The organism is Clostridium oceanicum (genome assembly GCF_039521385.1).
Classification (GTDB): domain Bacteria; phylum Bacillota; class Clostridia; order Clostridiales; family Clostridiaceae; genus Clostridium_F; species Clostridium_F oceanicum.
The window spans coordinates 360,784-375,826 of the sequence record NZ_BAAACG010000019.1; the positions used below are offsets into that span (position 1 = coordinate 360,784).

General features: G+C 27.2%; 14 protein-coding genes and 1 other RNA gene. 2 read left to right on the forward strand and 13 right to left on the reverse strand.

Features of this window, described 5'->3' with window-relative positions; translation table 11 throughout:
- Positions 1-123 precede the first annotated feature (123 nt).
- The 5 genes from ABDZ71_RS18135 to ABDZ71_RS18155 form a co-directional block, all read right to left on the reverse strand.
- Positions 124-1,527, reverse strand: a complete 1,404-nt coding sequence (locus ABDZ71_RS18135; protein ID WP_343764008.1) for a PTS galactitol transporter subunit IIC — start codon at positions 1,525-1,527, stop codon at positions 124-126.
- Positions 1,528-1,581: 54 nt separating this feature from the next.
- Positions 1,582-1,884, reverse strand: coding sequence for a PTS sugar transporter subunit IIB (locus ABDZ71_RS18140; protein ID WP_343764011.1), 303 nt, complete (start codon positions 1,882-1,884; stop codon positions 1,582-1,584).
- A 195-nt stretch (positions 1,885-2,079) separates the two neighbouring features.
- Positions 2,080-2,565: a PTS sugar transporter subunit IIA gene (locus tag ABDZ71_RS18145; protein WP_343764013.1), complete on the reverse strand. Its 486-nt coding sequence runs from the start codon at positions 2,563-2,565 to the stop codon at positions 2,080-2,082.
- Entirely contained in the window at positions 2,558-3,070 is a 513-nt protein-coding gene (locus ABDZ71_RS18150) for an RpiB/LacA/LacB family sugar-phosphate isomerase (RefSeq protein WP_343764015.1), read from the reverse strand. Before ABDZ71_RS18150 ends, ABDZ71_RS18145 begins: the two co-directional genes overlap by 8 nt.
- Before the next feature lie 16 nt (positions 3,071-3,086).
- Complete coding sequence (locus tag ABDZ71_RS18155; RefSeq protein ID WP_343764017.1) at positions 3,087-3,521, reverse strand: RpiB/LacA/LacB family sugar-phosphate isomerase; 435 nt, start codon at positions 3,519-3,521, stop codon at positions 3,087-3,089.
- 402 nt (positions 3,522-3,923) lie between these two features.
- Between ABDZ71_RS18155 and ABDZ71_RS18160 the strand changes: the two genes are divergently transcribed.
- Positions 3,924-5,480, forward strand: a complete 1,557-nt coding sequence (locus tag ABDZ71_RS18160; RefSeq protein WP_343764020.1) for a BCCT family transporter — start codon at positions 3,924-3,926, stop codon at positions 5,478-5,480.
- Between the two features lie 239 nt (positions 5,481-5,719).
- Here the strand turns inward: ABDZ71_RS18160 and rnpB are convergent.
- From rnpB to ABDZ71_RS18200, 8 genes are all read right to left on the reverse strand, one after another.
- An RNA gene (gene rnpB / locus ABDZ71_RS18165) (RNase P RNA component class A) lies at positions 5,720-6,074 on the reverse strand.
- 75 nt (positions 6,075-6,149) lie between these two features.
- Positions 6,150-6,863 carry a zinc ribbon domain-containing protein gene (locus ABDZ71_RS18170; RefSeq protein ID WP_343764023.1) on the reverse strand — a complete coding sequence of 238 codons (714 nt, stop codon included), beginning with the start codon at positions 6,861-6,863 and terminating at the stop codon, positions 6,150-6,152.
- Between the two features lie 117 nt (positions 6,864-6,980).
- Positions 6,981-7,784 (reverse strand): Nif3-like dinuclear metal center hexameric protein, encoded by an 804-nt coding sequence (locus ABDZ71_RS18175; RefSeq protein WP_343764025.1) that lies wholly within the window; start codon positions 7,782-7,784, stop codon positions 6,981-6,983.
- A complete protein-coding gene (locus ABDZ71_RS18180) occupies positions 7,784-8,467 on the reverse strand; it encodes a tRNA (adenine(22)-N(1))-methyltransferase (protein WP_343764028.1) in 684 nt (227 codons plus the stop codon). The genes ABDZ71_RS18175 and ABDZ71_RS18180 overlap by 1 nt, the downstream gene beginning before the upstream one ends.
- A gap of 28 nt (positions 8,468-8,495) precedes the next feature.
- Entirely contained in the window at positions 8,496-9,383 is an 888-nt protein-coding gene (locus ABDZ71_RS18185) for a PH domain-containing protein (protein ID WP_343764031.1), read from the reverse strand.
- 182 nt (positions 9,384-9,565) lie between these two features.
- A complete protein-coding gene (gene rpoD / locus ABDZ71_RS18190; protein ID WP_425544739.1) occupies positions 9,566-10,630 on the reverse strand; it encodes an RNA polymerase sigma factor RpoD in 1,065 nt (354 codons plus the stop codon).
- 48 nt (positions 10,631-10,678) lie between these two features.
- The gene (dnaG, locus tag ABDZ71_RS18195; RefSeq protein ID WP_343764035.1) at positions 10,679-12,451 is read right to left on the reverse strand and encodes a DNA primase; all 1,773 of its coding nucleotides are present in this window, start codon (positions 12,449-12,451) and stop codon (positions 10,679-10,681) included.
- A gap of 259 nt (positions 12,452-12,710) precedes the next feature.
- The gene (locus ABDZ71_RS18200; protein ID WP_343764037.1) at positions 12,711-13,739 is read right to left on the reverse strand and encodes a deoxyguanosinetriphosphate triphosphohydrolase; all 1,029 of its coding nucleotides are present in this window, start codon (positions 13,737-13,739) and stop codon (positions 12,711-12,713) included.
- Between the two features lie 163 nt (positions 13,740-13,902).
- On the opposite strand from ABDZ71_RS18200, the gene ABDZ71_RS18205 reads away from it, so the two are divergent.
- Positions 13,903-14,979: a CotS family spore coat protein gene (locus tag ABDZ71_RS18205; protein ID WP_343764040.1), complete on the forward strand. Its 1,077-nt coding sequence runs from the start codon at positions 13,903-13,905 to the stop codon at positions 14,977-14,979.
- Positions 14,980-15,043 lie beyond the last annotated feature (64 nt).

The following is a 15,043-nucleotide window of genomic DNA, read 5'->3' on the forward strand; positions in this document are numbered from 1 at the left end:
ATTCTTATTAGTCAACAGCTTATAATTAAAAAATATTAAATCTTTTTAAAGCATTTCTAACATCCCATCTCACAAAACAAGGATACAGTCTAAAAAGACTATACCCCTTAATTTTATTATAGACTAATTGTTAGATGCATATTCCTCATTACGTTTTTTCATTTGAGCTCTATACCATACAAATAATAATATATATACTACTATTACTCCTAAAGCCATCAATATGTCTCTCATTGCACCAGCACCTGCTCTACCTACTATTATAGCAATGAATTTTTCTACTGGTCCTTCTAAAGTTGAATGAGTAATCATAGTAGAACTTGCTAATCCTTTTGGAAAAGCTCCTACTGCTTTTGCAGTATTTGTAACAAAAGGTGCTATAGCTGTACCTGACCATAAAAATACTGGTAACATTAATGTTCCTACTATTATCATTCTAATAATTTTACCACGAGTTACTACTAATAATGCTGGAGTTAGTCCTATTGCTATTATTCCTCCAAGAGGTAAAATTTTATTTCCTGGTAATACTAATGCCATCACAAGCATTATAGGTGCTAATATATTTGCCGCTGCCCACATTTCTGCTCTTGCAGCTATGAAAGGCCAATCAATACCTATATTAAATGTTCTTCCTTTTAATTTTTTACTCATAAAGTTTGTTATTCCTTGAGATAATGGTTCAACTGCTGCTATAAACCAGCTACCTACTGATGAGAATAGTTCTAAACACATACCTCCTGTAAAAGCTAGTGTAAATATTTCTTTGGCTGGTTGTCTACCTAATAGTCCTACAAATACCCCAAGATAAACTCCTATAGCAAATTTACTTCCCCAAAATCCTATCTTCTTATTTAAAGTAGCTGCATCAAAATCATATTTATCTATAAAAGGGAAAACCTTATCAAAAATCTTATCAAAAACCATTATTATAGGATTTAACATAAAATTTAAATGTGTTGTTGTAGTGGGATTTGAACTTGGCATATTTAATAAATCATTAAATGTTGGCTTCATTAAATCTGCATTTATAAATTTCATTACTCCTATTAATGCAACTAATGCTGTTGCTAATACTAAGTTATTATTTGAATAATACATAGTTATTAAACCTACAATAGCTGGATGCCATACATTAAATATATCAACATCTAAAGTATCAGTTTTATTAGTTACAAGCATAATTATATTTATTATGATTAATATGAGTAAAAAGTATAACGTATACACTGAACCCCAAGTTATTGTTGCAAGAGGAGCCCAACCAACGTCTGTTATAGATAACTGAATACCTGTAGATTTAACAAAAGCTTGTAGTGCTGGCGCAAAAGCATTTGTCAAAATACCAATAATTGCTCCCATAGCTGTTAAAGCTATTGCAAGCTTTATACCACCTTCTAAAGCTTTAGAAAGCTTTACTCTCATAAATAATGCTATAATAGTTAAAACAACTAACATCATAGGCGGTGCACCTAAATCTATCAAAGGTTTAAAAACCTTATTAGCTACTTCTATTATTCCTCCCATTTAAAAATCCTCCTCATTTACTTATAAATTATCTTTTGTCATCTTCTTAAAGCATTATTTATCTAATTTTTTTATTATTTCTTCTAATTCATCGAAAACCGGCTGAGACATTGCAGGTATTCTATAAAGTATTGGTCCTGCTTCTACCATAGGTATTGTTATATCGAATCCAAAGTCTGGTTTTGAAATAGGTGTAAATACATCATATTTATTTAGCATTTCTTCTGTAATATCTTTTATTACAACTGCATCTGCTGATACTTTGTATCCTCTATTGCCCATTTCTTCCTCTATTGCTGTTTTTATTTGATGACTTGAGTTTATTCCTGCTCCACATGCTGCTAAAATTTTTATCATAATTAACCCCTCCATTTAATTAATAATTTATAATATTACTTACTACTTTAATGAAATATAAAAGTATCACATAGTAATTCAAGTTAGAGGAAAATAAAACACTTCATTGTAAAAATATAATTAAAGCATTTATATGAATCTAAATCAGTAAAGTAGTAAGTATACATTAGTACAACTTAATTTTAATATTTAAAATTATTGTTTAACAATACAATCATATATTTCTTTTGTGCTATTAGATTTACATAAACTCTTCATATTTTCTAATTGTGTAACAAACCCCATTAAGTTAGATAATATGTTAGTTTGTGCATCTTTTTCGTTATTCAATATCATAAATAGAAATCTTACATTTAAACTTTTTTCAGGAGAAATCATATTTTTGAATTCTACATCCTTTTCAAGTTTAACAACAACAACATTCTTACAATTACAATATTCTGTTTCTGTATGTGGTATAGCAACATTAGGTATAGCAGCCTCATCATTATATACAACTTCTAAATCTATTCCTGTAGGATATCCTTCTTCTCTTTTTATAACTTCTTCTATAAAGTTATCCCTTACTAATCCACGTTCTATTAATTTTTTGCCTACCTTATTAAAAATCTCTGAACTATCTTTACCTTTTTCTATAAAGACTAAATCTTCTTTAAATAACTGAGAGATTTCATTAATCATGGTAATACCCCTCATTCCATTTTTTTCTTTCTTCTTCAAAGTACTCACCTTTATTAGCTTTTTCACTTATTAATCCATCTATATAATCACGAACTTCAACATTTTCTTTGCTATCATCGAATTTAGTATTTAAAAATTCTTCTATAATATTTTCGATTAAACCTATTCCTGTTATTCTTCCACCAACTCCAATTATATTAGCATCAAATTTTTCTCTAGCAACTTTAGCTGTTTCAACATCTCTTGCTAATACACATCTAGCTCCTTTTACTTTGCTTGCAGAATTTGTTATTCCAACTCCTGTACCACACATAACTATACCTAAATCAAACTTTCCACTTGCTACAGCTTCTCCAACTCTTTTACCGTATATAGGAAAGTGAGTTCTTGTTTTATCATAAGTTCCAAAATCAACTACATCGTATCCTTTTTCCATTAACCATTCTCTTATTGAATTCTTTATATCTGTAACTATATGGTCGCAACCTATTGCAATCCTCTTCATTATATTCACACCCTTCTTAAGCCATTTTATTTAACATATCAATTCTAACCATATGTCTTCCTGCTGAAAAATCTTTGTCTATAAATATTTTAACTAATCTTTTAGCTAAAACTTCTCCTACTAATTCATATCCTATAGCTAAGCCTAAAGCTCCATTGTGATCTCTAGTCATTTTAGCTGAATGTTCATCTGTAACACATGCTGTTACCATTCCTTTAACTTTAGAAGAAATCATAAATGATTTTGCTCCTACTTCATCTAAAAATATAACTCTATCTACATCACCTTTAACAGCTTTTTTAGATACTTGTACAATTTTATCAAGATACTCTTTTGAATCTTTTCCTTCTAAAATTGTTTCTACTTCATCGCCTAATTCTTTTACATAACTTTCTAATACTTCTTGCAATTTAGCTGCCTTCTTATCAGCACATATAACTACCTTTTTCATATTATACTGCCACCTCCATAGTCTATATATTGTTTATAAATTTCATTTTATATATCGTTTTTGTTTGGTTATGTTTTGTTTTGTACTTTAATGTTATTTTATCATCTGTATGATATCGATGTCAATATATATTTTTGCACTTTTGTTCTTTTTTTTTATTTTTTGTTTTATATTTTGATTTTTAATTGTTTTTCGAACTTAATAAAACTTACACATATATTTTTTCATTATTTTACCATATAATTATATGCTTATGTAAATGTTTAATTAAATTAACCTTTTCTTAAATTTATAAATAAGCTTTATAGACTTTTGGATATTGCTGGTTTTTATGTTATAGTATATACTTGTGTGCTTATATAAAAGCACTTTTATATAAAATACTTTCTTAGGAGGCTAAGTGTGAATTCAAAAACAAAAATCGACAAACCTGTGCTGACGATAAGTGGAGGTATACTTATCATCTTTGTACTAGGTTCTCTAATCAATGCTAACCTTGTTAGCAATTTGGTGAACAGTTCTTTTAATTTTGCAACAAATTATTTCGGGTCATTTTGGCAAGTTTTAATGCTAGTTACTTTTCTTGTTACCTTAGGAATGACATTTTCCAAATTAGGAAATGTTCGTTTAGGTAAATTAAATACTCCAGAGATGTCTAGCTTTAGATGGATAGCTATTATAATGTGCACATTACTTGCAGGCGGAGGAGTTTTTTGGGCAGCTGCAGAACCAATATATCACTTTATATCTGTTCCCCCTGTAAACAAAGGAATTACTGCAAGTACTAAAGAAGCAATAATCCCAGCTTTATCACAATCTTTTATGCATTGGGGATTTTTAGCTTGGGCAATACTTGGAACTTTAAGTTCTGTAGTATTGATGTATGGACATTATCATAAAGGAATGCCATTAAAACCACGAACTTTACTTTATCCTATATTCGGAGAAAAAATAACAAAAAAAAGTATATTAGGTACATCTGTAGATGTATTTTCAATAATAGCAGTAGCTGCCGGTACTATAGGACCTATAGGTTTCCTTGGTCTACAAGCAGCTTATGGCCTTGAATGTTTGTTTGGTATACCAAACACTTATACAACTCAAGCATTAATTATATTGTTTTTAGTTTCAATAGCTGCTATATCAGCAGCATCTGGCATTGATAAAGGTATTCAAATCTTAAGTAGATTTAATATTATACTTACTTTCATTCTAGTTATATTAATGATATTTATAGGACCAGCTAGATTTATATTTGATTCTTTCTTAGGTTCTATTTCTGTATATATTGAAAACTTTTTAAAAATGAGCCTATATAGAGGTGATCCTAAATGGTTATCTCATTGGACTGTATTTTTCTGGGGATGGTTCATAGGATACGCTCCTATGATGGCTATATTTATAAGCCGTATTTCTAGAGGTAGAACAATTAGAGAGCTATTTATTGCAGTTTCAGTTATAGCTCCTTTAGTAACAAACTTTTGGTTTACAGTAATAGGGGGATCTGGTATATCTTTTGAACTTAATAACCCTGGCTGTATTTCTAATGCTTTAAATAATTCTGGTATGCCAGCGGCAATGATTGCGATTACCAATCAATTACCTATGTCTACTTTAATGGCATCCGCATTCTTGTTTGTTACAGTATCATTTGTAGCCACTACTGTAGATTCTATGGCTTATACTATATCTATGGCTATAACAGGTTCTGACAGCCCTTCAAAGTCTCTTAGAGTTTTCTGGGCTCTTATAATGGGATTTGTAGCTGCAGTGCTTATATCCCTTGGAGAAGGAAGTGTTAATTCACTACAATCTTTTATTATAGTAACAGCTATCCCAGTATCTATAATTATTTTACCTACTGTATGGCTAGCACCTAAAGTAGCAAAAGAATTAGCTTATGAACAAGACATTTTAAATAACTATAATTATGAATACAAAGAAAAACGAGCAAGTTAAAAAATTAATATTTTTGCATTTTTAAAAAAAGACTAACAAGATTAATCTTGTTAGTCTTTTTTAGCATGTATAAATTTTATTTAAAACTTTAAAATTTATTTTCTAATAAATTAAATTATATAAATAATTTAATAGACACAAATCCAAATAAAAATTATTAATTTTATAAAAGCATTATAAATGGTGGAAGATTGGTGGAAGAAATGAAAAAACACCAGGCGTTAACCTAGTGTTCATCATGTACGAGATAAGTCTATAAGCCGAGTTCTGTATTAGACAATCATCTATCTAGGCCTATTGTCTCCAATAAGCTCAAGCGATACTACCCGGAAGCGGGACGGGCCGCCCCTGAAAAGAACTACCTTTTCTGCTTCCCTATTCGATCTTGCTCCAGATGGGGTTTACATAGCCATATAGTCACCTATATGCTGGTGAGCTCTTACCTCACCTTTCCAACCTTACCGAAAATCGGCGGTATATTTCTGTTGCACTTTCCTTAAAGTCGCCTCCACTGGGAGTTACCCAGCACCCTGCCCTGCGGAGCTCGGACTTTCCTCTCCCACAAAATGTGGCAGCGATTGTCTGGCTTACTCGCATGTATTATATTAACACGTTTCTTATTAAAAATCAAATTAATTTTCTTATATCTTTAATTTACCATTTTAATTTTTATTTAGATTTATAATATAGTATTCTTCCACAGTTATCACAGTGAACTATTTCTTCTTCTTTTCTTATCTTATCTTTAGTAATAAAAGAAACTTTCATTTTACATCCTATACAAACATCTTTTTCTATAGGCACAATTGCTATACTTTTATGTTCTCTTAAATAGTCAAACTGTTTTAGAGTTTTTTCTGGTATTTTTTTTCTTATTTTTTCTATATTTTCTTTACATTTTTCTATATCTAATTTTGATTTATTTATTTTATCACTACTGCTTTTTTTGTATTCATCAAAATTAAATTTTAATTCCTTTAATTTTTCTCTTAATATATCATTTTTTTCTGTTATTTTTTCATCTTCTTCTAATAGTTCCACTTCTAAGGTATGTAACTCTTTTATACTTCCCTTTATTTTTTCTATATCCTTTTCTAAAGTATTTATAAGCTTCATATTACTTCCTGATTTATTATATAAAATATATTCATTATTTTTAAGATTTTCATTTTCTTCTTTCATTTTTTCGCTAATATTTTTATATTTTTTCTTTATGTCTTTTAATTTTTCTCCATTTTCCTTATACTTTAATTTTTTACTTTCAAACTCAGTTTTTAATTTCTTTAAAAAGTATATATAACTTCCATCTTTTAAAATCTTTTTATTACTAGCCAAAATACTATAATTTCTTTGTAACTCCATTAATAAATCTAAAATTCTCATCTAACCATTCTCCTTTTAATCTAGTTTTAGGTTATCTATTATAATTATACATATACTAAATTAACTATATGTTATAAAAATATAAAAAAATAGAAACGAGAACCCCTATCCTCATTCCTATTTATATTTGTACGGTGATTTATTACATTTTGATATATATACACTATTTTCGTATCCTAGTTCTTCTAATCTACCTTTAATCCATTTATAAACACATACTAATGCTGGCCATTCTGTATAAAAGTGCTCTCCATCAATAACAGCTACATTTTCTTCTATAATATCACTTACATAATGATATGTAGTATCCCCTGTTATTATGCAATCTGCCCCTAGTATTTTAGCCTTATTAAAATAATCTTGACCACTACCATTTACTATAGCTACTTTCTTTATTTTCTTTAAGTCATCTCCACAATATCTTATAGCTTTTGCATTAAATAACTCTTTTACTCTTTGAGATAACTGCTCTAAGGTTATAGCATCCTTTAAATAACCTATTCTCCCTATACCAGCTTCTTTATCTAATGGATTTTTATCTATTATTTCTATCTCATTAAGCTTAAGCAAAGAAGCCATAATATCATTAAATCCATTTTTTACAGAATCTAAGTTAGTATGGCTAGAATATACATTTATATCATTTTTAATAACCTTTATTATTTTTTTACCTATAAGAGAATTAGTAGTTATAGTTTTTGGCTTTCTAAACAGCATAGGATGATGAGTTATTATTAAATTACAATTTTTATTTTTAGCTTCTTCTATTACTTCTAAAGTACAATCTAAAGCTACTAATATAGAAGTTACTTCACTATCAGAATCTCCTACCATTAGCCCTACGTTATCATAGCTTTCTTTTAAAAATAACGGAGCATATTTACTCATAAAATCCTCAACTTGCTTAACTAACAAAGCCATTATAACAACTCCCTAAGTTTTTGTATTTTTACTTTAAGTTCTCTTTTTCTTAACATAGCTCCTTCTGTATCTTGGGTTATATTATTTAAGATTTTTAAATTAACATCTATTTTATGATTTAAAAATCTCTTAAGAAGGGGATGTTTCTTATCTATAAGGTCTTTACCTATTTCATAATATATATCATCTTCAATAGGTACTCTAATTTTATCATACTTTATTTTAATTATCTCATAAAATCTATTTTCGTCAACTGCTAATTGTTCTTCAATTATTTCATATCCATTTTTATACAAATAGCATCTCAAAGCATCTGGGTTTTGCACCGGTTGTAACACTAAAAAATCTAAAGATTTAAATACATCTTTTGACTCTTCTAGTATATCCTTTATCATATGTCCACCCATACCTGCAATTATTGCTCCTTGCACTTCCTTTGGACTTACTGTAGTTAATCCAGGACCTAATCTACACTCTATATTTTTATCTAAATTTTCCCTAACTATATTAATCTTAGCTTTATCTATAGGTCCTTTATTTATATCTGATGCAATAGCATATTTGCATAGACCTTTATTTAGTAAATATATAGGTATATAGGCATGATCTGTACCTACATCTACTATTTTTTCACATTTATCAACCATTAAAGCTACAGTTTTCAATCTATTGCTTATTTCCATATCTAACTCTAAACTCCTATTTATAATTTTATAAGAATGTAGTTAATATCTTTATCTGCATGATGAAGAAAGTTACTACTATTATCAATGGTACATATATAAATTTATAAGCATAATCCTTATCATACTTGTAATAAAAATATGATACATAATACATACATATTAATATAACCATATTTAAAGCCCCATATATAGCCTGTTTAAATGCAAATTGTTTGCCTGTCCCAAAACTCATAGGCTTAAATTTAGCATCAAATATTAAAGGCATTTTTGATGGTAACTTATGCTGAAGGTATAATACCATTGGAATTAAAACCATTATTACAGTTATAATGGCAACTAAACCAAAAGGAATATAATATCTTTTATCCTTTAAAATATGACTGTCTTTATTTATCTTTATTTCAAAGTCATGTTCTTTTATATTTCTATTATCTAAAATCTGTTTAAATTTATTATAATCTTTTGGTGATATACCATAATTAATTTTATCAGTTTTTAAATAAATTATATTCCTACTAGATGTAACATACATATATGTATTTCCTATTTTGTTCATCATGTTTCTTCCTATAGCATAATACTTACCACTAAGTCCTGATATTCTTATGCTTTTTATAGTTCCTGAATATGTTTTATAGCACTCTATAGATTTTATAGGTATAATATTTTTTTTAATACCAAATATACTAGTTATATAAAAATTATCTTTATCTACATAGTATTTAGTAGTTGTATAAATAAATATGTAATAAATTAAATATAAATTCAGGCCTATTATGGAAATTTTAAGCAATTCCGCAACTTCATATGAATTAATAAAATAAGTTATAAATATTACAAATATATTGCAAAGAAAAGCATTGAGAACAATAGATACTAAGCCACTTCCTTTTGCTAATTTAAATTCCTCCATTATATCACCTACCTTTTCAATATTATATCATATATTTATACATCTATCTAAGATTAAAGTTCCATATTACTAAAAAATATAGAAGCAGTTGCCTTTAATTTTATATAAATAGAGAAACACTTAATTATATTCATCTAAATCTTTATTTTACTCTAAAAAAAAGAGCACCTTGTTATGGTGCGTTAATCTAAATAATCCTTAAGTTTTTTACTTCTACTTGGATGTCTTAGTTTTCTTAATGCTTTAGCTTCTATTTGTCTTATTCTCTCTCTAGTTACATTGAATTCTTTTCCAACTTCTTCTAGTGTTCTAGCTCTTCCATCGTCTAATCCAAATCTTAATCTTAATACCTTTTCTTCTCTTGGTGTTAATGTATCTAAAACATTTATTAATTGTTCTTTAAGCATTGTAAACGCAGCTGCTTCTGCTGGTGCTGGCGCTTCATCATCTGGTATAAAGTCCCCTAAATGACTGTCTTCCTCTTCACCTATTGGAGTTTCTAAAGATACTGGTTCTTGAGCTATCTTCATTATTTCTCTAACCTTATCAACAGGCATTTCCATAATTTTTGCTATTTCTTCTGGTTGTGGTTCTCTACCTAACTCTTGTAAAAGTTGTCTTGATACTCTTATAAGTTTATTTATAGTTTCTACCATATGAACAGGTATTCTTATAGTTCTTGCTTGGTCAGCTATAGCTCTTGTAATCGCCTGTCTTATCCACCAAGTTGCATAAGTACTAAATTTATATCCTTTTCTATAATCAAATTTTTCAACTGCTTTTATAAGTCCCAAATTACCTTCTTGTATAAGATCTAAAAATAACATTCCTCTTCCTACATATCTTTTAGCTATACTTACAACTAATCTTAAGTTAGCTTCTGCTAATTTCTTTTTAGCCCTCATACTTCCAGCTTCTATTCTCTTAGCTAAATCAATTTCTTCTTCTGGCGTTAATAATGATACTTTTCCTATTTCTTTTAGATACATTCTTACTGGGTCATCTATTGCAACACCTTCTGGAACTGATAAATCTATATCTTCCTCTTTTACATCTATATCATTCATATCTCCAGTTACTTCTACACCCATAGATTCTAGAGCTTCATATATCTTTTCTATTTGTTCCGGAGTTAATTCTACTTCTTCTAATTCATCCATTATCTGCTTATAAGTTAAGGATCCTGTTTTTTTTCCTTTTTCCATAAGACCTCTAACTAATTTCATCTTTTCATTTTTATCTTTTATCTTTCTTTTACCTTTTTGTTTCACTATTATTGCCTCCTTTCATTCTTACTACATATCACCTAGAATTTTTTGTATTTTTACAAGTTCCTGACTCATATATATAGATTCTTCATACTTCCCTTCTGATTCACATTTCTTAATTTTATTCAAAAGTTCTTCTTTTTTCTTATTAAACTTATATCTCTTTATATTTTTAATAGAATCATCTATAATATCCTTAATTGAATCTAGATTGTATATATAGTTAACATCCAATACTTTTACCCATTCTTCTAATATATATATTTCATCACATTTTGATTCTATGTTAATTTTCCTTTTTTCTATATCATCCTTACCTAGAAAACTTTCAATTATATACTGATATATAATTTTGTGATTTTCTAATAATAAATCTTCTTTTTTTATGTTATCTTGTATATAACCAAAATATTCTTTATTAGAAAATAAAATTTTAAGTATTAATCGCTCAGCTTTTACATAGGTAGGCTCTACATATAATTTTTGTCCAAAACCCTGTAAGGTATTCATTTTATTATGATTTTTGCCACTTTTTCTTATTATCTTATTTAATTCGTCATAAAGGGTTTGATTATCTACATTTAATTCCTGAGACAACCTTTTTATATACATATCTATCTCTATTGGATCTAAATCTTTTATTATATTAATAACTTTTTCTACATATTTTATTATTTCATCAGACTTTTTTAAATTTAACCCTTTTTTTTGCATTTCTATTTTATAGTCTATAAGGGGAAGGGCATTATTAACAAGATCCATATATGCTTCTTTACCATGTTTTCTTACAAATTCATCTGGATCTTTACCATCTGGAACCGTTAAAATTTTTACTTCTAATCCAGCATCTTTTAATATTTCAAGTCCTCTCATAGTAGCCATCTGTCCTGCTGCATCAGAATCGTATGAAATGACAACTCTATTTCCATACCTTTTTAAAAGCTTTGCCTGGTTTTTAGTTAATGCTGTACCTAATGATGCAACTACATTAGTTATTCCAAACTGATGTAAGGCTATACAATCCATATAACCTTCTACTATAATAAAAGTGTCATTATTATTTCCTTTTATTGCATAGTTTAGCCCATATAAGTTAATACCTTTTTTAAATATTTCAGTTTCAGGTGAGTTTAAGTATTTAGGTTTAGAACTATCAAGAACTCTACCTCCAAAACCTATAACCTTCCCTCTATAATTAAAAACAGGAAAAATCACTCTATTTCTAAATCTATCATAAAAAGAGTTATTTTTACCTTTTATAATAACGCCTGCACCAAGCATGTCATTTTCTTTATACTTCTTACTCTTTAAATATTTTAAAAGACCATCCCAGCTATCTTTCCCATAACCTAATCCAAATTTTTTTATAGTTTTTATGGTTATACCTCTATTTATAAAGTAATTTACCGCTTTTTTATTTTTGGTCAAGTTATTAAAAAAATACCTAGCAGCTTCTAAATTTATTTGATAAATTTTATCTTTGGTATTGTTTTTAGAATTGTTATCTTTATTTATGTCTACATTTATATTGGCTCTTTCTGCTAATATTTTTACGGCTTCTGGAAAAGTAACATTACTTTTTTTCATAACATAACTTATAACATTTCCTGCTTCACCACATCCAAAGCACTTATATATTTGTTTAGTAGAAGACACGCTAAAAGATGGTGTCTTTTCATTGTGAAAAGGACACAATCCAAAATAATTTGTTCCTGATTTTTTAAGCTTTACATCTTCTGATATAATTTCTACTATGTCATTTTCTTGTTTTACTCTTTGAATGACATCTTCCGATATCAAATATTACTCCCACCTTACTTTTTTTTATATAAATTTAATAAGATATGTATTTATTCGTGCAAAGTTAATATATTCGACAAAAACTCTTTTTTTCCTGCTAAAAAATCAATAAGTTTTAATTGACATTATGAAGTTACTATTATATATTCTTTATAATTATTGTATTTCCTTTAAAATCATATAAATTATTTAAATTTACGCCTTATTATTTTCTGTAATAATTAACAATTTATACTATATATATCGAACTATTTTAAAATTAATATATAACTACTTTAGGAACATATATTTCATTAAATAATAACAAACAATAATCATCACTCATACCAGCTATATAATCTGCTACTCCAATATATATACCCTCATCATTAGCTATATCAAGATATAATTTAGGCATTTTAGAAGGATTTTTTACAAAATAATCATAAACTTGTTTTAACACAAATTTTGCTTTTTTTCTTTCTTCTTTTAAAATAGATCCATTATAAATTTTATCAAACATAAATTTTCTAAGATTTTTTAAAGCTTTATAAATATCTTTACTTAAAGCTACTTCTACTTCATTATTATTTAAATTTTTTAAAGTAGTATATATGCAATCCTCAACTAAAGTGTTTATTCTTTCTCCATGAGTTAATCCTAATTTATTTAATAAATTTATTGGTATATCTCTTTCATTTAATAATCCAGCTCTTATAGAATCATCTATATCATGATTTACATAAGCTATCTTATCACTATATCTTACTACTTGGCCTTCTAAAGTATAAGGTTTTTCATCCTTTTCACTAAAACCACTATGATATAATATGCCATCCAAAACTTCTTTTGTCAAATTTAGACCTAATCCTTCTTTTTCTATTTTAGTTAAAACTCTAACACTATTCTTATTATGTCTAAATCCATTAGGCAAAAGATCATTTAAAACAGCTTCTCCATTATGAGCAAATGCAACATGTCCTATATCATGGCCTAAAGCTATAGCTTCTATTAAGTCCTCATTAAGCCCAATTCCTCTTCCTATAGTTTTAGCTACCTGACAAACTTCTAAAGTATGAGTAAGTCTAGTTCTATAATGATCCCCTGTAGTTTTTATGTATACTTGTGTTTTATGTTTTAATCTTCTAAAAGATTTACTATGAATTATTCTATCTCTATCTATCATATAACAAGTTCTAAGAGTATCCTTTTTTTCTTCTATATTTCTACCTTTAGAAGTAAAAGAAAAAGATGCGTTATCATTTAATATAAGCTTTTCTTTTTTTTCTATATTTGATCTTATATTCATAAAACCACCTCCTTTTATATAATAATTGATTATTAAGTTATAACATCTAAACTCAATATGTACTTCTATATGAAATTTATAAGTCCTTTTTTTTATTATAATGTATAATATTCTCTTTATACTAATATTAATATAAGAGAAGCATTTTATAAGGAGTGTTACTATGACTTACAAATCTAAGTCATTTGATATAAACTTATTATCTGAAGAAAATGTAAAAAAATACGTTCTTCCTAAATATAATTTACAAAATACAGAAGTTTACCAAATAAAATTTAAGAATACTGATAAACAAAGGGCTATATACAAAGTAGTTGATGAAAATGAAACCTATTGTTTAAAAAAAGTATACTTTGATAAATCTGAATTATTATTTGTATACTCAGCAATTGAATGGTTATATCGATATGGCATAAATGTTCCTAGAATTCTTCCTACTAAAGATAGAAATAGGTTCGTAAACTATAATAATATGCTTTTTATACTAACTCCTTGGGTTTTAGGAGATAAATGTGATTATGACGATAAAAAGCATGTTATTAAATCTATAGAAAATCTAAGTAATATGCACTATTATTGTAAAAATTTCACCCCTATAAAAGGAGGATATAGAAAAGAGAAAAAAGATATACTTTTTAAGTCTTATAAAAAACATTTTTATCAATTGATTAAATGCTCTAATTATGCATTTAAATGTAAAGATAAATTTTCTGATATATTCTTAGAAAGTTTTGATAAAAATTTATTTTTAGCTAATATTTCTGTTCAAATATCTTCAACTATACAAAATTTCAATCTTAAAAGATGCCTTTGTCATTTAGATTATGTAAATAAAAACATAATAGTTGATTATAAAAATAACATATGGACAATAGATTTTGATAAATGCGCTATAGAATACAGAGTTCATGATATTTCATATTTTTTAAGAAGATTACTTAGAAGATCCTCTACTAATTGGGATGTTGATTTGACTATTGATGTTCTTAATAGTTATGATGAAAAAGATCCTTTAACTTTTGATGAATACAAATATATATTAAGCTATCTATGCTTTCCTCAAAAGTTTTGGAAAATATCTAAAGACTATTATAACAATATAAAAAAATGCAACAAACATTCTTTCCAGAAAATATTAAATAAATCCACAGAAAACATCAATAATCAAATGAATTTTGTATATAAATTTAGTAAACACATAGAAAATAAATTTAATAAATCTCTAATAGATTATAACTAAGATAGTTAAAACTAAACATAAATAAAACTTACAACTTATTTATAAATAATAAAAATATGACTAT